This is a genomic window from Micromonospora sp. NBC_01392, assembly GCF_045040125.1.
In the GTDB taxonomy this organism is placed as follows: domain Bacteria; phylum Actinomycetota; class Actinomycetes; order Mycobacteriales; family Micromonosporaceae; genus Micromonospora.
Map to the genome: position 1 here is coordinate 5788800 of NZ_CP109549.1, position 19464 is coordinate 5808263.

The following is a 19464-nucleotide window of genomic DNA, read 5'->3' on the forward strand; positions in this document are numbered from 1 at the left end:
GCGGCGTTCGCGGGCGGAAACCGGGCGGCCGTACGGGAACCGGCAATGAGAAACGCCCGTCGGCGTGGCCGACGGGCGTGAGGTGGAGCGAAGCTCCCCCGATTGGACTCGAACCAATAACCTGCCGGTTAACAGCCGGCTGCTCTGCCAATTGAGCTACAGGGGACCGTGCACCGCCCGGCTCGGATCTTCCCCGCGCCGTGCGACGGGAAAAGAATACAGGACATCGGGGGGTGACGCGCCAGGGGGTTTGCCGGCGGCGCAGAATCGGGATAAATCGTCATCTCGGCACAGGGAGGCATGAGCGGCGAGCAGGATGGGTAGTTAGCCACCAACAGAGTTCAGGGACGGAAGGAGCCGCCATGCGCGGAAAGATCATGTTTCTTGGCGGGCTGGCAGCGGGGTTCGTCCTGGGCGCCCGTGCCGGCCGCGAGAAGTACGAGGAGCTGGTGGTCCGCGGGCGTAAGGTGCTCGACCACCCGACCGTCCAGGAGGCGGCCGGCGTCGCGCAGGCTCAGGCGACCCGGCTCTACTCCGAGGGCAAGGACAAGCTCGGCCAGACCAAGATCGGCGAGAAGATCTCGACCGGCAACGGCAGCAAGCCGGGGCTGAGCGACGCCGACAAGCCGTTCGCCGGCACGCCGGCCGCGGTGGGCAGCAAGGCCGGCACCACCGGCACGGGCTCGACCGGCGTGACCGGTTCGACCACGACCGGCACGAGCACCAAGCCCAACGGTACGAGCAGCACCCTCTGACACAGACGGACAGCGGGCCGGCTCACCCTCGGGTGACCGGCCCGCTCCCGTGTGTCCTCCCCACACGTCACGCCGCCGTGACGCCGGTGTGGCAGATTCTCCGGTGGGGAGGTGGACGATCACATGACGATGGTCGGACCGGAGACCGCGGATCAGGCGCGGCTGCTGCGACTGCTGCGCGACGACGGCCCCCGGTCCCGGGTCGAGCTGGTCGACGTCCTCGGCCTGCCCCGGGCGCGGTTCGCCGCCGAGGCGGACCGGCTGGCCGCGCAGGGCCTGGTGGAGACCGCCGGGCCGGCCGCGTCCCGGGGTGGTCGCCGCTCGTCGCTGCTGCGGGTCGGCGCGCAGGTGCGCTTCGGCGCGGTGCACGTCGGCGACGGCCGGCTGCGGGTCGCGCTCACCGACGGTGAACTGAACCCGCTCACCCGGATCGACGAGCCCGTCGACGTGCGGCTCGGCCCCGAGGTGGTGGTCGGCCGGACGGTCGAGCTGCTCGGCAAGCTGCGGGCCGAGGCCGGGCTGACCCGGCTGACCGGCGTCGGGGTGGCGCTGCCCGCGCCGGTGGCGGTCAGCGACGGCACACCCGTCTCCCCGCCCGCGCTGCCCGGCTGGCACCGGTTCCCGGTACGCGACACGCTCGCCGCCGAGCTGGGCTGCCCGGTGCACGTCGACAACGACGCGAACGCGATGGCGCTCGGCGAGTCGCACGCCGGCACCGGCCGCCCGTTCGACGACTTCCTGTACGTCAAGCTCGGCGACGCGATCGGCTGCGGGCTGGTGCTCGGCGGCTCGCTCCACCGGGGCGCGACAAACGGCGCCGGCGACATCGGGCACCTCCAGCTGACCGAGGACGGGCCGCTCTGCGGCTGCGGCAACACCGGCTGCGTCGAGGCGTACTGCGGGGATGCCGCCCTGGTCCGGGAGGCGGTGACGGCCGCGCGGGCCGGGCGCTCGACGGTGCTGGCGGAGCGGCTCGCGGCGGCCGGCGCGCTGACGGTGGCGGACGTGGCCGCGGCGGCGACCGCTGGCGATCCGGCGGCGCAGACGCTGGTCCGGGACGCCGCCCGCCGGCTCGGGCAGGTGCTGGTCGGGCTGGTCAGCTTCGTCAACCCGGCCATCGTCATCATCGGCGGCGCGGCGCCCGGCATCGGGCCGGTCCTGCTCGCCGAGATCCGGGGCGTGGTCTACCGGCGCTCCACGCCGCTGGCCACCGGCAGCATGCCGATCGTCCTGTCCGACCTCGACGACCGCGCCGCCCTGATCGGCGCGGCCCGCCTGATCAGCGACCAGGTCTTCACCACCCGTTGACGCGGTGCGACGCCGCTCGTTTGCCTCTCGCGTCCTACGAACTTGATGGCGCAGGTGGGTCACGACCAGGGCAGGCCAGGGGGCAACGGCGGCGGCCGGACCAGCGAGACCGGGGCGGCCGGCGGCGGGCCCAGCGGGGCCGCGACAACCACCGGACCAGGGAGCTACGGCAACCGCCGGGCGAGCGGGGCCAGGGCGGCGGGCGGGAGGGGCGTGGCGGTTGGCGACTCGTCTGTGCCATCAAGGTTGTAGGCCCCGCGAGGAATGCCCGGGGCCGCGCCAGGGCTGCCGCGGCCGACGTGCCGGAGGGCACGTCGGCCGGGCCGAGGGTGTCAGTCGCGGCTGCTGAAGGCGGCGTCGAACGCGGCGGTGGGGGCGTCGAAGGCGAGGCGGCGGACGAACTGGAGCGCCTCCGGCGCGCCGACCAGGCGGTCCATGCCGGCGTCCTCCCACTCGATCGAGATCGGGCCGTCGTAGCCGATCGCGTTCAACGCCCGGAAGCAGTCCTCCCACGGCACGTCGCCGTGGCCGGTGGAGACGAAGTCCCAGCCGCGCCGCAGGTCGGCCCAGGGCAGGTGGGAGGCGAGCCGGCCACGCCGGCCGTCGCCGGTGCGGACCTTCGCGTCCTTGCAGTCCACGTGGTAGATCCGGTCGGCGAAGTCGAAGATGAAGTTGACCGGGTCCAGCTCCTGCCAGACGAAGTGCGACGGGTCCCAGTTGAGCCCGAACGCCGGCCGGTGCCCGATCGCCTCCAGCGTGCGCTTCGTGGTCCAGTAGTCGTACGCGATCTCGCTGGGGTGCACCTCGTGCGCGAAGCGCACGCCCACCTCGTCGAAGACGTCCAGGATCGGGTTCCACCGGTCGGCGAAGTCCTGGTAGCCGCGCTCGATCATGGCGGGCGGCACCGGCGGGAACATCGCCAGCGTGTGCCAGATGGACGAGCCGGTGAAGCCGACGACGGTGCGTACGCCGAGCTTCGCCGCGGCCCGCGCGGTGTCCTTCATCTCCTCGGCGGCGCGGCGGCGCACCCCTTCCGGCTCGCCGTCGCCCCAGATCCGGGCCGGCAGGATGTCCTGGTGCCGCTCGTCGATCGGGTGGTCGCAGACCGCCTGCCCGACCAGGTGGTTGGAGATGGTGAAGACCTGGAGGTTGTGCTTGGCGAGCGTGTCCCGCTTCCGCTCGACGTACGAGTCGTCGGCGAGCGCCTTGTCGACCTCGAAGTGGTCACCCCAGCAGGCGATCTCCAGGCCGTCGTAGCCCCACTCGGCGGCGAGCCGGCAGACCTCGTCGAACGGAAGGTCGGCCCACTGGCCGGTGAAGAGCGTGATGGGTCGCGCCATTGTCGTTCTCCCCTGTCGTGATGGGGGATTCCGTTGCGGGCCGGGGCGAGGGCGACCGGGGACGGCGACGGCCGGCACCGGTGGACGCGTGAGCGTCTGCGCCCGACGGGTTGCGCCTCCCGACGGGTCACCGGCCACCTCGCGGTCGCCGTCCCCACTCTATGGCCTACCTCACGGCAGGGTCCAGCGCTGGTTGGCAGCCCCGGTGCAGGTCCACAGGTGCACCGGCGTGCCGTCGGCCGAGTTGTTGCCGGACACGTCCAGGCACTTGCCGGACTGCGGGTTGCGGACCGTGCCGTCGGTCCGCGCCGACCAGTTCTGCGCGCCGCTGCCGTTGCACGTGTAGAGCTGGATCTTCGTGCCGTCGGCGCTGCCGCCGCCGGCGACGTCCAGGCACTTGCCCAACGCCTTCACCGGCCCGTTCGGGGTCACCGTCCACGTCTGGGCCGTGGACCCGTTGCAGGTGTAGAGCTGGATCTGGGTGCCGTCGGCGGTGGCCGCGTTGCGCACGTCGAGGCACTTGCCGGCCAGGCCCTTCACCGGGCCGGTGCCGGCCGTGCCGCCGCCCCGCACCAGCGTGAAGTCGTCCACGTCGAACAGCCCGGACCCGCTGCCGGTGAACGTCAGGTACACCGTCTGGGTCCCCGACGGCACCCCGCTCAACGCGGTGGTGACGTCGGCGAACGTGGTCCAGCTCCCGGTGTTCGGCACCGCCACCTGGCCGAGCAGCGAGCCGGTCGGCGAGCCGGTGCGCACTCCGATGGTGCCGCCGGGGCCGCCGGAGACCACCCGGGCCCGCAGCGACGTCACGCCGGTCAGGTCCAGGTTCTGGTACGCGGCCCAGTCGCCCGGGTCGACGTACCCCAGGGTCTGCCCGCCGTTGGCGCCGGCCTTGGCGAACGCGCTGACGCCGCTGGCCGAGCTGAACGCCTCGGCCTGGACGGTGGTGGTGCCGCCCGGCGGCGGGGTGCCGCCCAGTTCCTTGATCCGGATGTTGCGGAACGACGCGTCGTCGCCGGTGCCGTGGTTCTGGATGCCGATGTGCCCGGCGAGCGACCGGACCGGGTCGGTGTTGGTGAAGTCGTTGACGCGCACGCCGTTGAGGAAGACCTGCAACCGCTCGCCCTCGACCAGGATCTCGTAGGTGTTCCACTCCCCCGCCGGGTTCAGCGCCGCGTCCCGGGCGGCCAGGTCGGCGGACTTGAAGCCGTAGATCGCGCCGGTGGTCCTGTCCGCCGAGTCGGTGGGGTCGATCTGCACCTCGTAGCCGTTGTTCACCGCCGAGTTCGGGTCGCTCGACGGTGGGAAGCCGACGAACACCCCGGAGTTGTCGTCGCCGGCCAGCCGCCAGTCCAGCTTGAGCGAGTAGTTGGTGAACTGCTTCGCGCTGTACCAGTAGAGGCCCATGCCGCCGACCGAGGTGAGCGTGGCGTCGCTGTTGGTGAAGCTGCCCGGCCCGGCCTGCGACCAGCCGGTGGTGCCGCCGTCGTAGAGCGCGGTGTAGCCGGTCTCCGGCCGGCAGTCGGCCTTGGTGCGGCCGGCGGCGTAGCGGATGCCGCCGAGCAGGTGCGCCCGGAACGCGGGCTCGGCGTACGACGCCTGGGTGTGCCCGCCGCCGGTGTAGAACGACCGGCCGCCGCTGTACGTCTTGCACCAGGCGTGCGGGTGGTCGCCGCCCATCGAGCCGCCGCTGTACGTGGACTCGTCGAGGCTGGCCAGCACGTGCGCGGTGGAGCGCGCGTTGGTGCGGTAGTCGTACCACTCGTCGGTGCGGTTCCACCGCTGCGGCAGGTGCGCGGTGGCGGCGTGCGCCCGGTCCTCCACCTTGACGGTGGCCGGCTGGATCGCCGGGTGGGACGCGAACCACGCGCCGACCAGGTTGCCGTAGAACGGCCAGTCGTACTCGGTGTCGGCGGCGGAGTGCACGCCGACGTATCCGCCGCCACCGCCGATGTACGACTCGAACGCGGCCTGCTGGGTCGCGTTGAGCACGTCCCCGGTGGTGTTGAGGAAGATCACCGCCTCGAAGCGGGCCAGGTTGGCGGTGGTGAACTGGGTGGCGTCCTCGGTCGCGGTGACGGTGAAGTTGTTCGCCGCGCCCAGGTCGCGGACGGTCTGCGTGCCGACCGCGATGGAGTCGTGCCGGAAGCCGGCGGTCTTGGAGAAGACCAGCACGTCGTACGGGGCGTCGGCGGCGCTCGCCGGGGTTCCGGCGACGGTGGCGGCGACGGCGGTCACCGCCACCAGCGCGGTACGGAGGAGTCTCATCGGTGTTCTCCTTGCCATCCTCACGGCAGCGTCCACTTCTGGTTGGCGGCGGCGGTGCAGGTCCACAGGTGCACCGGCGTGCTGTCGGCCGAGTTGTTGCCGGACACGTCCAGGCACTTGCCGGACTGCGGGTTGCGGACGGTGCCGTCGGCCTGCGCCGACCAGTTCTGCGCGCCGCTGCCGTTGCACGTGTAGAGCTGGATCTTCGTGCCGTCGGCGCTGGCGCCACCGGCGACGTCCAGGCACTTGCCGTACGCCTTGACCGTCGAGTTCGGCGTCACGGTCCAGGACTGCGCGGCGGTGCCGTTGCAGGTGTAGAGCTGGATCTGGGTGCCGTCGGCGGTGGCCGCGTTGCGCACGTCGAGGCACTTGCCGGCCAGGCCCTTCACCGGGCCGGTGCGCACGCTCGACGTGGTGAACGTGAACGCGTCCAGGTCGTAGAGCGCCCCGGTGCCGCCGGCGAACGTGAGGTAGAGCGTGGTGGTGCCGGCCGGCGGGTTGGTGATCGTGCCGGTGACCGTGGTGAACGAGTCCCAGGCGCCGGTGACCGGGACGGTGGCCGAGCCGAGCACGGTGCCGGTGGCGGAGCCGGCCCGCACCTGGAGCGTGCCGCCCGCGCCGGCCGAGGAGACCCGGGCGGTGAAGCCGGTGGCGTCGGCGAGCAGGTACGGCTGGAACGCGATCCAGTCGCCGTTGTTGATGTCGCCGACGGTCTTGCCGCCCTCGGCGGTGCCCTTGTCGAACGTGTTGATCCCGGACGAGGTCTTGAAGTGCTCGGCCTGCCGGTGCCGGGGCTGGAGCGTGTGCTGGGTGTGCGTGGTGAGGCCGCCGGCGTCGGTGTACTCGGCGTCGAAGATGGCGAAGATGTTCGCCGCGTCGTCGTGCTCGCCGTCGACCGGGATGGCGATCGTGCCGGTGCAGCCGGTGGCCGAGGTGATCTGGTGGCCGTGCTGGTCGTGCCCGAGCACGTAGGTCATCTTGACCTTGGTGCAGTCGATCGTGCCGTCCTCCGGGTCGGTGACGGTGATCCGGAACGGCACCGTGTCGCCGAAGGAGAACAGCTTGCCGTTGCCGGGCGTCTCGATGACCACGGTCGGCGCGGTGTTGCCCACGGTGATCGTGACGCTGGCGGTGCCGGTGGCGCCCTGCGGGTCGCGGACGGTCAGCGTGGCGGTGTAGCGGCCGTTGGCGGCGTAGGTGTGCGACGGGTTGGCCGCCGTGGAGGTGCCACCGTCACCGAACGCCCAGGCGTACGTCAGCGCGCCGCTCTCCGGGTCGGACGAGCCGGCCGAGGAGAACGCCACGGTCAGCGGCGCGGTGCCGGAGGTCTTGTCGGCGGCGGCGCGGGCCACCGGGGCGCGGTTGCCGCCGCCCAGGTAGTCGAAGCGGTACAACGCCGAGTTGGCGTCCCCGTTGAAGTAGCCGGTGCCGTAGTCGAGCACGTAGTAGGCGCCGTCCGGGCCGAACGCGGAGTCCATCACCTGCTTGCCGGTCCACGGGAACGCGTCGATGGTGCCGGGTGAGCCGTCCGCGTTGACGTGGATCGGCTTGATCCAGCCGCGGCCGAACTCGGTGGCGAAGAACTGCCCGTCGAAGGACTGCGGGAACTTGGTGGTGGACGGGTTCGCCGCGTCGTACCGGTAGACCGGGCCGCCCATCGGCGACTCGGAGCCGCCGCCGAACTCGGGCGGGCTGCCGGCGTCGCCGGCGTAGCGGATCCAGGCCGGCTTGGCGGCCGGCAGCGTGGTCAGGCCGGTGTTGCGGAACGAGTTGTTGGTCGGGCCGCCGGTGCAGTTGAACTTCGCGCCGGCGGTGCCGGTGGCGAAGTCCCACTCGGCGTACGTCTCGGTGGCCGTGTTGGTGCCGGTGCAGTACGGCCAGCCGTAGTTGCCCGGCCCGGTGACCCGGTCGAACTCGACCTGCCCGGACGGGCCGCGCGCCGAGGTGGTGCCGGCGTCCGGCCCGTAGTCGCCGACGTAGACGACGCCGGTGGCCTTGTCGACGCTCATCCGGAACGGGTTGCGGAAGCCCATGGCGTAGATCTCCGGGCGGGTCTTCGCGGTGCCGGGCGCGAAGAGGTTGCCGCTCGGGATCGAGTACGTGCCGTTGGCGTTGACCTTGATGCGGAGGATCTTGCCGCGCAGGTCGTTGGTGTTGCCGGCGCTGCGTTGCGCGTCGTACCCGGGGTTGCGGTTGGTCCGCTCGTCGATCGGGGCGTAGCCGGCGGAGTCGAACGGGTTGGTGTCGTCACCGGTGGAGAGGTAGAGGTTGCCGGCGGCGTCGAAGTCGATGTCGCCGCCGACGTGGCAGCAGAGTCCACGGTCGGCCGGCACGTCGAGCACGTCGACCTTGCTGGTCTGGTTGAGCGTGAAGTCGGCGTTGAGCGTGAACCGGGAGAGCCGGTTGACGCCCTGCCAGGCGGAGAAGTCGGTGCCGGTGGCCGGCGCGTCCCCGGCCGGGGTGGACAGCGGCGGCGCGTAGTAGAGGTAGATGTGCCGGTTGGTGGTGAAGCCGGGGTCGACGCCGACGCCCTGCAACCCCTCCTCGTCGTGGGTGTAGACCGGCAGCGTGCCGATGACGGTGGTGACGCCGGCCGCGTCGGTGCGGCGCAGCGTGCCGTTGCGGGCGGTGTGCAGGACCGACCGGTCGGGCAGCACCGCGAGGGAGATCGGCTCGCCGGTCTCGGCGACGCCGCGGGCGAGTTCGACCTGCTGGAAGTCACTCGCCGAGATGGGGTGGGCGGACGCCGGGACGGGCGTCGTGGCCAGCGTGACGGTGCCGGCGGTGACCGCGAGCAGCAGCGCCGCGCCGGCGGCGAGCCGTCGTCGGGCCCGAGGGTGGGGGTGGTGGTGGGGGTGGCTGGACATGCCGTGCAGTCCTTCCTGACGCGCGCAGCCAGGACCGGGCGCGCGTCGCGCCGGATGCCGAAAGGGGGGAGCGTTGTGCTGGCCACGACATTAGGACCTTTCGATCAGCCTGTCCATAGCTTCTGATCGATCAGCTTTGACTTTTGACGCGTCACGACAAAAGTCGGGTCAGGCGCGGCGCTCGACGGCGTGTTCCGCGAGCGTGGCCAGCGCCCGCCGCGCCGACGCCGCCAGCGGCAGCCCGTCCAGCGCGACAAGCGCCGCGTCCGCCCGCGCGCGGATCATCCGCTCCACCGCGTCCCGCGCGCCCGACGCCTCGATGAGCGCGCGGACCTCGGCCGCCCCCGCCTGGTCCAGGGCCGGATCGCCGACCAGCGCCCGCAGCCGGGCCGCGCCGGCCGGACCGACCGCCGCCCGGGCCAGCGCCAGCAGCACCGTCGGCTTGCCCTCCCGCAGGTCCTCCATGGTGGACTTGCCGGTCACCGCCGGGTCCCCGAACACGCCGAGCAGGTCGTCGCGGAGCTGGAACGCGTCCCCCAGCGGATCACCGAAGCCGGCCAACGCGGCCACCACGTCCGGCGTCGCGCCGGCCAACGCGGCCCCCACCTGGATCGGCCGGGTCACCGTGTAGCGGGCCGTCTTCAGCCGCACCACGGTGAGCGCGCTCGCCACCGAGCCGTCACCGGTCGCCGCCACCACGTCCAGGTACTCCCCCGCGATCACCTCGGCCCGCATCCGGGCCAGCAACGGATGCCCCCGGCGCAGCCGCTCGGCCGGCAACCCACAGCCGTGGAACATCTGGGCCGACCAGGTGGCGCAGAGGTCGCCGCAGAGCAACGCCGCCGCCCGCCCGTACGCCGCCGGGTCGCCCGACCAGCCCGCGCCGGCGTGCAGCCCGGCGAAGTGCCGGTGCAGCGTCGGCTCGCCGCGCCGCCGGTCGCTGCGGTCCAGGATGTCGTCGTGGATCAGGGCGAACGCGTGGAACAACTCCAGCGCCGACGCGGCGACCACGATCGGCCGCCCGTCCGGGCCGCCGGAGCCCCGCCAGCCCCAGTAGCAGAACAGCGGGCGCAGCCGCTTGCCACCGGCCAGGACGAAACGGCGCAACGCGGTGTGGACGGCCCCCGTACCGTCGTCCGGCCGACCCGGCCGCCGCGCGTCCAGGAACGCGGCGAGCGCGGCGTCGAAGCGGCCCCGCAGCAGGGCCGGGTCGGTCCGGTCGACGGCGACGGTCATGGGGCCTCCCGGGCCAGTCCGGCGAGCTGGAGCAGCAACGCCTTGACGTCCGTCGCCGCGACCAGGGAGCGGGCCGCGGCCGGGTCGGAGCAGAGCAGCACCGGCCCGTCCGCCGGGTCGGCGGGCAGCCGGCCGTGCGAGCCGCGCACCGCCCGCGCCCCGGCGTCCAGCCCGACCACGCTCATCAGGTAGCGCATCCCCAGCTTCTTGCGGGCCAACGCCACCGCCGCCCGGCGCTTCGCGGCACCCGGGGCGGCCGGGTCGAAGAACAGCTCCGCCGGGTCGTAGCCGGGCTTGCGGTGGATCTCGACCAGCCGGGCGAAGTCGGGCGCCCGCGCGTCGTCCAGCCAGTAGTAGTAGGTGAACCAGGCGTCCGGCTCGGCCACCAGCACCAGCTCACCGGCGCGGGGATGGGCCAACCCGTACCCGGCCTGCCCGGCCGCGTCCAGCACCTCGGCGACGCCGGGCAGCGCGGCACAGCGCTTCGCCACCGCCGGCACGTCCGCCGGGTCCCGCACGTAGACGTGCGCCACCTGGTGGTCGGCCACCGCGAAGGCCCGTGACGTCCACGGGTCGAGGTATTCCATCCCGGCCTGCGTGTAGACGCGCAGCAGCCCTTCGGCGCGCAGCATCCGGTTGACGTCCACCGGGCGGGAGACGTCGGTGATGCCGTACTCGGAGAGCGCCACCACTGTCGCGTCGCGCTCCCGCGCCGCGTCCAGCAGCGGCCCGAGCACCGCGTCCAGCTCCGCCGCCGCGGCGGCGGCCTGCGGCGCGGACGGCCCGAAGCGTTGCAGGTCGTAGTCGAGGTGCGGCAGGTAGACCAGGGTCAGGTCGGGGGCGTGGTCGGCCAGGATCCGCTGCGCGGCCCGGCTGATCCACGCCGACGACGGCAGCCCCGCGCCCGGCCCCCAGTAGGTGAACAGCGGGAACGTGCCGAGCGCGTCGGTCAGCGTGTCGTGCAGCTCCGGCGGGTCGGTCCAGCAGTCCGGCTCCTTGCGACCGTCGGCGTGGTAGACCGGGCGTGGCGTGACCGTCCAGTCGACGTCCGCGCCCATGGCGTACCACCAGCAGACGTTGGCGACCCGGTAGCCCGGCTCGACCCGGCGCGCCGCCTGCCACACCTTCTCGCCACCGACCAGCGCGTGGTGCTGCCGCCAGAGCAGCACCTCGCCGAGGTCCCGGAAGTACCAGCCGTTGCCCACCACGCCGTGCCCGGCGGGCGGCTCACCGGTCAGGAACGTGGCCTGCGCCGAGCAGGTCACCGCCGGCAGCACGGTGCCCAGCTCGGCGACGAAGCCGGCCTCGGCCACCGCGCGCAGCCGGGGCATGTGCGCCAGCAGGCGCGGCGTCAACCCGACCACGTCGAGCACCACCAGCCGCCGGCTCATGAGGGCACTCCGGCCGCCGTGGCCAGCCCGAGGCCGGTCAGCTCGTCGCGGGCGAAGGCCAGTTCGGCGGCGATGCCGGCGGCCAGCTCCGCGTCGCCGCGCGGCCGCCGCGCCACCGGCAGCACCCCCCAGGTGTACGTCTCCACGTCGAGGTGGTCGCAGCCGGCGGCCGGGCCGGCGAACAGCGCGGCGAGCGCGGCCCGCAGCACCGGCACGGTGGAGCGCAGCGGCGGCTCGGGTGGGGCGTGCAGCGGCACGTGGTAGTGCACCCGCCATGCCCCGGGCAGCCGCGCGTCGAGTGCCGCGTCCAGGTCGTCGGCGGCGTACGCCGGGTCGGCCGGATCGGTGGCGCCGGCGCAGCCCGCCGCGCGGGTCTGGTGCAGGAACCGTGGCTCGACGAAGCGGCGCAGCGCACCGGTCGCGCCGGCCGGGTCGGGGGCCTCGACGGCGGCGGAGACCTGCACCTTGACCACCGGCAGGCCGGCGTCGCGCAGCCGGGCCAGCGCGTCGGCCGGTGCCTCCCACGCGCACGCCAGGTGCGCCAGGTCCAGGCAGATCCCGAGCCGCTCGGTATCCATGGCTGACAATACCGCGCGGGCCTGTCCGGTGGACTCCACCAGACACCCCGGTTCCGGCTCGAAGCCGACCCGGACCACCCGGCCGGTGTCCCGCTGCACGTCGGCCAGCCCGGCGGCGAGCGCGTCGAGCATCCGCCGCGCCGACTCGGCCCGGCCGGCGTCCCACGGCGTACGCCAGGCCACCGGCAGCGTGGAGACCGAACCGCGCGCCGCGTCGTCGGGCAGCAGGTCGGCCAGCACCCGGGCCAGGTCCAGCGTGTACGCCAGCCGCGCCGGCGTGGTCCAGTCCGGCTGGTACACCGCGCCCTTGACCACCGGGGCCTGGAACGCCGCGTACGGGAAACCGTTGAGCGTGACCACCTCCAGCCCGCGTACGGTCAGCTCGTGACGCAGCCGGCGGCGGGCCGCCGGGTCGGCGGCGAGCGCGGCGGCGGCCGGGGCGGCCAGCCACAGTCCCAGCCCGAGCAGGTCGGCGTCGAGCCGGCGGCGTACCGCGACCGCGTACGTGTCGAGCTGGGCGAGGATGCCCGGCAGGTCCTCGGCGGGGTGGACGTTGGTGCAGTAGCCGAGATGGACGGTGCTGCCGTCGGCATGCCGCAGCCGCATCACTCGCCCCCGCGCCGGATCGAGTTGCCGGCGAACGTGGGCGCGGGCGCGTCCACGTCGCTGAGGTCGAGCCGGCCGGACTGGCCGTAGAACTCCACCGGGTTGCGCCACAGCACCCGGTCCACGTCGTCGGCGTCGAACCCGGCGGCCAGCATCGCCTCCCCGGTGTCCCGGGTGAGCAGCGGGTCGGAGCGCCCCCAGTCGGCGGCGGAGTTGACGAGCATCCGCTCCGTCCCGTACGTCTTCAGCAGCTCGACCATCCGCGGCGGCGACATCTTCGTCTCCGGATAGATCGAGAAGCCCAGCCAACAGCCGGTGTCCCGGACCAGCTTCACGGTCACCTCGTTGAGGTGGTCGATCAGCACCCGCCCGGGCGCGATGCCCGACTCGGCGACCACCGCGAGCGTGCGTGCGACGCCGCGGGCCTTGTCCCGGTGCGGGGTGTGCACCAGCGCGGGCAGGTCGTGCGCGACGGCCAACGCGAGCTGACCGGCGAACGCGGCGTCCTCGGCCGGGGTCATCGCGTCGTAGCCGATCTCGCCGACCGCGACCACGCCGTCCTTGTCCAGGTAGCGCGGCAGCACGTCGAGCACCGGCCGGCAACGCGGGTCGTTGGCCTCCTTCGGGTTCAGCGCCACGGTGGCGTGGTGCCGGACGCCGAACTGCCCGGCCCGGAACGGCTCCCAGCCGACGAGCGAGTCGAAGTAGTCGACGAAGCTGTCCACGCTGGTACGCGGCTGGCCCAGCCAGAACGCCGGCTCGACCACCGCGCGCACCCCGGCGGCGGCCATCCGCTCGTAGTCGTCGGTGGTCCGGGACGTCATGTGGATGTGCGGGTCGAAGATGCGCATGTCACGCCTCCGTGGTGGGGATGGTGAGCCGGTCCAGCAGGTCGGCGGCGTCGGCGGGCATGCTCCGGCCGGCGGCGTGCCGCTCGGCGGCGTACCCGGCCAGCATCTGCGCCAGCTCGCCGTCGGCCCGGTCGGTCAGGCTGTCGACCACGGCCAGCGGCACGCCGGTGAACACGCACTTGAGCACCGCCTGCCGCCAGGCCGGCTGTTCCAGGTGCCGGGCGTAGGGGCCGAGCGCGGCGGCGACCAGCCGGGTGTCGTTGGTGCGGATCGCGTCGTGCAGCAGCGGCACGCACTCCGCCCCGATCGGCAGCAGCGGCAGTGCCCGCAGCACGGCCCGTTTCTCGGCCGCGTCGCCCTCCCGGTAGAGCGTCTCGGCCGCGCCGGCGTGCCCGGTGGGCAACGCGGTGAGCAGCAACGCCCGGGCCGCCTCGTCGACCGTCCAGCCGGGCGGGTCGGGCACCGGCCCGCGCCCGCACCGCCGGGCGGCGGCGGCGAAGTAGCGCGGGATCGCCGCGGGTTCGGTCGCGACGCGGCGCCGCGCCGCGTCCAGCCACTGCGGATCGGGTACGCCCCGCAGCGCGGCGCGCAGTCGGTCGGGTGTCATGCCGTCTCCCCTCTGCCGGTGGTGGATGGTGGTCGCCTCACCGCCCCTCGCCGCGCCGGGCGGCGGCGCGCAGGAAGTCGAGTGAGCGGGCGGCGACGGTCGGGGCGGCGTGCGAGTGCCGGGGCAGTTCCACCGCGACCAGCCCGTGGTAGCCGGCGTCGGCCAGCGCGGCAAGCACCGGCGGGAAGTCGATCTCCCCGGTGCCGAACTCCAGGTGCTCGTGCACGCCCCGGCGCATGTCGTCGATCTGCACGTTGACCAGGTGGTCGGCGACCGCCGCCACGCAGTCGGGCACCGGCAGCGGTTCCAGGCAGCGGCAGTGTCCGATGTCGAGCGTGATGCCGAAGCCGGGCGGCGCGTCGAGCGCGTCGCGCAGCCGCCGCCAGCCGGCGATGTCCTCGACCAGCATGCCCGGCTCGGGTTCGAAGCCGAGCGGCACGCCGGCCGCCGCCGCCTCGGCGCAGACCGTGGCGCAGCCGGCGACCAGGCGTTCCCACGCGACCGGTGGCGGCACCTCCGGCGGGCGTACGCCGGCCCAGTAGGAGACCGCCTCCGCGCCCAGGTCGGCGCCGATCCGGACCGCCCGGCGGAGGAACTCGACGCGGCGGGCCGGCTCGTCGTGCAGCAGCGTCGGGGCGTGCTTGTGCCACGGGTCGAGCAGGTAGCGGGCGCCGGTCTCGACCACCACGGCCAACCCGAGCGCGTCCAGCCGGCGGCGCACGGCGGCCACCCGGCCGGCCAGCCCGCTGGCGAACGGGTCCAGATGGTCGTGGTCCAGGGTGAGCGCCACACCCTCGTAGCCGAGGTCGGCGAGCACCGCGAGCGCGTCGTCGAGCCGGTGGTTGGTGAAGCCGTTGGTGCCGTACCCGAATCGCAGCCGACCCGGCGCGGGCGCGGGCCGGCGGGGGGCGGCCGGGGTCACGGTGGTCATGTCGGCGAGACCAGCCGGGCCAGGCGGCGGCCGAGCGGGGCGGCGGCGGCCACCGCGAGGCCGAGCAGCCCGACGCCGGCGCGGGCGGTCAGCGCGCCCTGCAACGCGGGCAGCCCGGTGATGCCGGCGCCGACCGCGGCGCGCACCCGGGCCGGCGACGGGTCGGCGAGCACCCGGGCCTGCGCCCGCCCGTACCGCACGGCGTAGCCGGCCGCGAGCGCCACCGGCACCACCGCACCGAGCCGAAGGAAGGGCCCCCTCTTAACGCATTCGGTAGAGGAGGGGGCCCCGCTTAACACGGTCGGCCGACCCGGGGCGGCGAGCGCGATCAGCGCGGTGCCGGCCAGGGTGAGGCCCGGCAACCGCCGGTCCGCCACCCCGGTCACCTCGCGGCGGGACAGCGCGGTGACGGTCCAGGTGTGCGCGGCGACGGTAAGCGCCGCCGGCAGCGCCCGCAGCAACGCCGGTCCGACGCTCCCGCCCGACCCGCCGGCACCCCGGCCGTAGCCGGTGCCGGACGGTCCGCCGCCGGACCACCGGTCGCCGCCTGCGGCGCATCCCCGGGCGGTCGGGGTCGTGGTTGCGCCGAGCAGCACGTCCAGCCCTCGGCACGCGGCCATCACGGCGGGACCGGCCGTGGTGTCCTTCGCGCTCAGGTCGTACCCCCAGATGGTGGCGGCGAGCGGGACCGCGACGGCCGCCGCGCGGACGCCCCCGGCGGCGGTGGCGACGGCGAGGCCGGCGGCGGTCAGGCCGCCGGCCAGGCCGAGTGCGACGGCGGGGCGGACCCGGCCGGACGGGATCGGCCGCTCCGGGCGCTCCACCGCGTCGAGCCGCCGGTCCGCCCAGTCGTTGGCGGCCATCCCGGCCCAGTAGAGCAGCACCGACGCGCCGGCCAACGCGGGCGTACGCCGGCCGAGCGTCCCGGCCGACGCGGCCCCGGCCAGCACGTCCCCGGGCACGGAGAGCGCGGCCGGCGCGCGGACCAGCTCGGCCAGGTCGGCGAGCCGGGTCACCGGGCCGCCTCCGCGTGCAGGCCGGCCACGAAGTCGCACAGCACCGCCCACTGCTCACCGAGCGCGTGGCCGGTGTCGCCGAGCGGGTCCTTGAAGAAGAACGCCAGCTCGGCGAGGGGGCCTCGGCGGCCGGCGGCGTGCGCGGCGGCGGTCAGCCGGGCCAGGTCGAGCACCAGCGGGGCGGCCAGCGCCGAGTCGCAGCCGTGCCAGGTGAATTCCATCCGCATCCCGGTGCCCAGGAAGCCGGCGAACGTGACCAGGTCCCAGGCGGTCTTGAAGTCGCCCAGCTCCTCGACGTAGTCGATCCGGGTGCTGCCCTGCGGCAGGTAGCCGAGCGTCTCGGCGAGCACCCGCTGCTTGCTGCCCACCTTGGCGGCGTTGGCGGCCGGCTCGGCGAGCGTCGCGCCGTCGCCGCCGCCGAGCAGGTTCGTCCCGGACCAGGAACGCACCGCCAGGTGCCGCATCGCGAACATCGGCGCGAGCACCGACTTGAGCAGCGTCTCGCCGGTCTTGCCGTCATGCCCGGCGTACGGCAGGCCGCGCTCGTCGGCCAGTGCCGCCAGCGCCGGCAGCCGGGCGCCGGTGGACGGGGTGAAGTCGACGTACGGGCAGCCGGCGGTGAACGCCGCGTACGCGTACCGGGAGCTGGCCGGCAGCACGTCGAGCGCGGCGCGCAGCGCGGTCAGGTCGTGGTGGGCCGGGTGCGGGGCGGGCGCCGGCTCGGTGGCGGCCACGTTGACCACCACCACCCGGTCCAGGTCGTACCGGCGGCGGAAGTCGGTCAGGTCGTCGACCACGGCGGCGATCCGCGTGGCCGGGTCGCCCTCGGTCGGCGCGGGTCGCAGCGCCGCCTCGACGTCGGCCAGCTCCGGCGCGACGGCGGCGGCGAGCCGGCCGGGCAGCACGCCGGCGGCGGCGAGCGCCTCGGCGCGTTTGGTCAGCGGGGTGGCGACCACGTCGTGGCCGCCGAAGACGAGATCGGCGAGGCCCGGCAGCGCGGGACCCCGCAGGTCGGGCAGTTCGGTGACGCAGCCGGTCGGTGCGGTGAGCCCGGCCCGCAGGGCGAGCGCCCCGACCACGCTTGTGGTCGCGACCGAACCACGTGCTCCCACCAGCCAGACACCCGTACGCATCGCGTTACCTCCCCAGGTCGGTGCCGGTCCACCGGTGCGGCCGGGGAATCCCGGTCCGGCCGCACCGGAGGGCCGTGCTGGTCGTGCCCCCCGGAGGACTCCGGCGGCACGCTCCCCGACGCCGGCCTCGTGCCCGCCGCGGGGCGCAACCGCGGTGGGCCCTCGCCGGCCGGCGCCGGAAGGGTGTCGGCGGCGCTTCCGCGCCGCGCGGAGTGGGCGGATTGTTAAGCGGGGCCCCCTCCTATACCGGAGGCGTTAAGCGGGGCCCCTTCCTTCGCCACCTCCGTGAAGGTGGCGGCTTCGGCGGAGCGCTCGACCGCGTCCAGTACGAGCTGCACCTGCAACGCGTCGGCGAACGACGGGGTCGGGTCGGTTGCGGTGGCTACCGCCTCGACGAAGTCGCGCATCTGGTGGGTGAAGGAGTGCTCGTAGCCGATGATGTGGCCGGGCGGCCACCACGCGTCCAGGTACGGATGCTCCGGCTCGGTCACCAGGATCCGGCTGAACCCCTGCTCGGCGGCGGGCCGGGTGGCGTCCAGGAACTCCAGTTCGTTGAGGCGTTCCAGGTCGAACACCACGCTGCCGCGTGAGCCGTTGATCTCGACCCGCAGCGCGTTCTTGCGGCCGGTGGCGAAGCGGGTCGCCTCGTACGTGGCGAGCGCGCCGCCGTCGAGCCGCGCCACGAAGACCGCCGCGTCGTCCACGGTGACCGCACCGGTGCCCCGGCCGTTGCCGTCGGCCTGCGCGGCCAGGCCGCTCGACCCGGCCGGCAACGGCCGCTGCTTGACGAACGTCTCGGTGAGCGCGCTGACGCCGCTGACGAGCTGCCCGGTGACGTACTGGGTCAGGTCGATGATGTGCGCGCCGATGTCGCCCAGCGCGCCGGAGCCCGCCCGGTCCTTCTGCAACCGCCACACCAGCGGGAACTGCGGATCGACGATCCAGTCCTGGAGGTAGACCGCCCGGACGTGCCGGATCTCGCCGAGCCGCCCGTCGGCGACGAGCTGCCGCATCAGGGCGACCGCGGGCACCCGCCGGTAGTTGAAGCCGCACATCGCGCGGACCCCGGACGCCCGGGCCCGGGCCGCGGCGGCGGTCATCTCCCGCGCCTCGGCGACGGTGTTGGCCAGCGGCTTCTCGCACAGCACGTGCTTGCCCGCGGCCAACGCGGCGAGGGCGATCTCGCGGTGGCTGTCCCCCGGCGTGCAGATGTCCACCACGTCGATCTCGTCGGACTCGACGAGTCGCCGCCAGTCGGTGGTGTACCCGTCCCAGCCGAGCCGGTCGGCGGCCTCGGCCACCTTCGGTTCGTCCCGGCCGCAGACGAGCGCCATCCGCACCCGCGCCGGCAGGTCGAACACGCGGTTCACGGTGCGCCACGCCTGCGAGTGCGCGGCGCCCATGAACGCGTAGCCGACCATGCCGACCCGCAGGATGCTGTCGTGACTGGACAAGCTGGGTCTCCCCCCGTGTGTGTCAGAACCCGAGCTTCAGGTAGTCGCCCGAGTTCTCCTTGGTGATCGTCTCGGAGGAGAGCACGATCTCCTTCGGTACCTGGAGTTCCACCAGGTCGGACATGCCCTTGCCCTGCCCGATCAGCCGGGCCAGGGAGATGGCCGAGGAGGCCATCGACGGGCTGTAGGTGACGGTCGCCTTCAGCACCGTGTTGTCGGCGGCGATGTCCTCCATGGCCTTCTTCGAGCCGGCGCCGCCGACCATGAAGAACTCCTTGCGGTTGGCCTGGGTGACGGCGGCGAGCACGCCGATGCCCTGGTCGTCGTCGTGGTTCCAGACCGCGTCGATCTTCGGCAGCGCCTGGAACAAACCGGTGGCGGCCTGCTGGCCGGAGTCCACGGTGAACTCGGCCGGCCGGCGGTTGGCCACCTTCAGCCCGTACGAGGCGAGCGTGTCGGCGAAGCCCTTGGAGCGTTCCTGGGTCAGCTCCAGCGACTCGATGCCGGGGATCTCACCGATCACCGGGTTGCTGACGCCCTTCGCCTTGAGCTGCTCGGCGATGTAGGTGGCGGCGGCCACCCCCATGCCGTAGTTGTCGCCCTTGATCTGGAGCCGGTAGGCCTTCGGGTCGGGGAACGCCCGGTCCAGGTTGACCACCGGGATGCCGGCCTTCATCGCCTCCAGGCCGAACGCGTTGAGTTCCTTGCCGTCGTGCGGCAGCAGCACGATCACGTCCGGCTTCTGGGAGATCAGCGTGGACAGCGCCGCCCGCTGGGCCGCCGCGTCCGCGCCGGCCTCCACCGACTTCAGCTCCACGTCGGAGTACGCCCCGGCCTGCGCCTTGGCGTTGTTGGTGATGGCGGCGATCCAACCGTGGTCGGCGGCCGGGGCGGAGAAGCCGATGGTCACCTTCTTGCCCGGTTCGGCGGCGGCGCCGGTCGCGGCGGCCTTGGTCTGCGCCTCGGTGGGGGACTGCTCGTTGCTCGTGCAACCGGCGAGCAGCACCCCGGCGGAGACGGCGGCCCCGCCGAAGAGCAACCGGCGGCGTGACAGGTCACTTGTCATGACGGCTCCCTGATGAGGTGGTGGGGGTGATTTCGGGTGCGGTGGGCCGGGCCACCG

General features: G+C 73.9%; 15 protein-coding genes and 1 tRNA gene. 2 read left to right on the top strand and 14 right to left on the bottom strand.

The features are described from left to right. Positions 1-93: 93 nt before the first annotated feature. Positions 94-166: transfer RNA gene (locus OG767_RS24960), tRNA-Asn, on the bottom strand. Between the two features lie 196 nt (positions 167-362). Here OG767_RS24960 and OG767_RS24965 point away from each other — a divergent pair. After that, positions 363-755, top strand: coding sequence for a hypothetical protein (locus OG767_RS24965; protein WP_107155776.1), 393 nt, complete (start codon positions 363-365; stop codon positions 753-755). 123 nt (positions 756-878) lie between these two features. Further along, complete coding sequence (locus tag OG767_RS24970) at positions 879-2063, top strand: ROK family transcriptional regulator (RefSeq protein ID WP_405090763.1); 1185 nt, start codon at positions 879-881, stop codon at positions 2061-2063. 332 nt (positions 2064-2395) lie between these two features. Here the strand turns inward: OG767_RS24970 and OG767_RS24975 are convergent, their stop codons facing one another. The 13 genes from OG767_RS24975 to OG767_RS25035 form a co-directional block, all read right to left on the bottom strand. Next, positions 2396-3403: a sugar phosphate isomerase/epimerase gene (locus OG767_RS24975; protein ID WP_107155774.1), complete on the bottom strand. Its 1008-nt coding sequence runs from the start codon at positions 3401-3403 to the stop codon at positions 2396-2398. Positions 3404-3574: 171 nt separating this feature from the next. After that, on the bottom strand, positions 3575-5671 hold the full coding sequence (locus tag OG767_RS24980) for a ThuA domain-containing protein (RefSeq protein WP_405090764.1): 2097 nt from the start codon (positions 5669-5671) through the stop codon (positions 3575-3577). A 20-nt stretch (positions 5672-5691) separates the two neighbouring features. Then, positions 5692-8538, bottom strand: a complete 2847-nt coding sequence (locus OG767_RS24985; protein ID WP_405090765.1) for a carbohydrate-binding protein — start codon at positions 8536-8538, stop codon at positions 5692-5694. 168 nt (positions 8539-8706) lie between these two features. Then, positions 8707-9774, bottom strand: a complete 1068-nt coding sequence (locus tag OG767_RS24990) for a polyprenyl synthetase family protein (protein ID WP_405090766.1) — start codon at positions 9772-9774, stop codon at positions 8707-8709. After that, on the bottom strand, positions 9771-11165 hold the full coding sequence (locus OG767_RS24995; RefSeq protein WP_405090767.1) for a nucleotide pyrophosphatase/phosphodiesterase family protein: 1395 nt from the start codon (positions 11163-11165) through the stop codon (positions 9771-9773). The genes OG767_RS24990 and OG767_RS24995 overlap by 4 nt, the downstream gene beginning before the upstream one ends. Beyond that, positions 11162-12349 carry a metabolite traffic protein EboE gene (eboE, locus tag OG767_RS25000; protein WP_405090768.1) on the bottom strand — a complete coding sequence of 396 codons (1188 nt, stop codon included), beginning with the start codon at positions 12347-12349 and terminating at the stop codon, positions 11162-11164. Before eboE ends, OG767_RS24995 begins: the two co-directional genes overlap by 4 nt. Then, positions 12349-13200 (bottom strand): TatD family hydrolase, encoded by an 852-nt coding sequence (locus OG767_RS25005; protein WP_405090769.1) that lies wholly within the window; start codon positions 13198-13200, stop codon positions 12349-12351. Before OG767_RS25005 ends, eboE begins: the two co-directional genes overlap by 1 nt. Position 13201: 1 nt before the next feature. Next, positions 13202-13807 (bottom strand): EboA domain-containing protein, encoded by a 606-nt coding sequence (locus tag OG767_RS25010; protein WP_405090770.1) that lies wholly within the window; start codon positions 13805-13807, stop codon positions 13202-13204. 37 nt (positions 13808-13844) lie between these two features. Continuing rightward, positions 13845-14738, bottom strand: coding sequence for a sugar phosphate isomerase/epimerase family protein (locus OG767_RS25015; RefSeq protein ID WP_405090771.1), 894 nt, complete (start codon positions 14736-14738; stop codon positions 13845-13847). Further along, positions 14735-15754, bottom strand: a complete 1020-nt coding sequence (locus tag OG767_RS25020; RefSeq protein ID WP_405090772.1) for an SCO3242 family prenyltransferase — start codon at positions 15752-15754, stop codon at positions 14735-14737. The genes OG767_RS25015 and OG767_RS25020 overlap by 4 nt, the downstream gene beginning before the upstream one ends. Further along, positions 15751-16887, bottom strand: a complete 1137-nt coding sequence (locus OG767_RS25025) for an inositol-3-phosphate synthase (protein WP_405090773.1) — start codon at positions 16885-16887, stop codon at positions 15751-15753. The genes OG767_RS25020 and OG767_RS25025 overlap by 4 nt, the downstream gene beginning before the upstream one ends. A 224-nt stretch (positions 16888-17111) precedes the next feature. Then, positions 17112-18308, bottom strand: a complete 1197-nt coding sequence (locus OG767_RS25030) for a Gfo/Idh/MocA family protein (RefSeq protein ID WP_405094303.1) — start codon at positions 18306-18308, stop codon at positions 17112-17114. A gap of 55 nt (positions 18309-18363) precedes the next feature. Next, positions 18364-19407, bottom strand: a complete 1044-nt coding sequence (locus tag OG767_RS25035; RefSeq protein WP_405090774.1) for a substrate-binding domain-containing protein — start codon at positions 19405-19407, stop codon at positions 18364-18366. Positions 19408-19464 lie beyond the last annotated feature (57 nt).

Coding starts and splice junctions, on each gene's coding strand:
- OG767_RS24965 (WP_107155776.1), top strand. CDS start 363: ATGCGCGGAAAGATCATGTTTCTTGGCGGGCTGGCAGCGGGGTTCGTC.
- OG767_RS24970 (WP_405090763.1), top strand. CDS start 879: ATGACGATGGTCGGACCGGAGACCGCGGATCAGGCGCGGCTGCTGCGA.
- OG767_RS24975 (WP_107155774.1), bottom strand. CDS start 3,403: ATGGCGCGACCCATCACGCTCTTCACCGGCCAGTGGGCCGACCTTCCG.
- OG767_RS24980 (WP_405090764.1), bottom strand. CDS start 5,671: ATGAGACTCCTCCGTACCGCGCTGGTGGCGGTGACCGCCGTCGCCGCC.
- OG767_RS24985 (WP_405090765.1), bottom strand. CDS start 8,538: ATGTCCAGCCACCCCCACCACCACCCCCACCCTCGGGCCCGACGACGG.
- OG767_RS24990 (WP_405090766.1), bottom strand. CDS start 9,774: ATGACCGTCGCCGTCGACCGGACCGACCCGGCCCTGCTGCGGGGCCGC.
- OG767_RS24995 (WP_405090767.1), bottom strand. CDS start 11,165: ATGAGCCGGCGGCTGGTGGTGCTCGACGTGGTCGGGTTGACGCCGCGC.
- eboE (WP_405090768.1), bottom strand. CDS start 12,349: ATGCGGCTGCGGCATGCCGACGGCAGCACCGTCCATCTCGGCTACTGC.
- OG767_RS25005 (WP_405090769.1), bottom strand. CDS start 13,200: ATGCGCATCTTCGACCCGCACATCCACATGACGTCCCGGACCACCGAC.
- OG767_RS25010 (WP_405090770.1), bottom strand. CDS start 13,807: ATGACACCCGACCGACTGCGCGCCGCGCTGCGGGGCGTACCCGATCCG.
- OG767_RS25015 (WP_405090771.1), bottom strand. CDS start 14,738: ATGACCACCGTGACCCCGGCCGCCCCCCGCCGGCCCGCGCCCGCGCCG.
- OG767_RS25025 (WP_405090773.1), bottom strand. CDS start 16,887: ATGCGTACGGGTGTCTGGCTGGTGGGAGCACGTGGTTCGGTCGCGACC.
- OG767_RS25030 (WP_405094303.1), bottom strand. CDS start 18,308: ATGGTCGGCTACGCGTTCATGGGCGCCGCGCACTCGCAGGCGTGGCGC.
- OG767_RS25035 (WP_405090774.1), bottom strand. CDS start 19,407: ATGACAAGTGACCTGTCACGCCGCCGGTTGCTCTTCGGCGGGGCCGCC.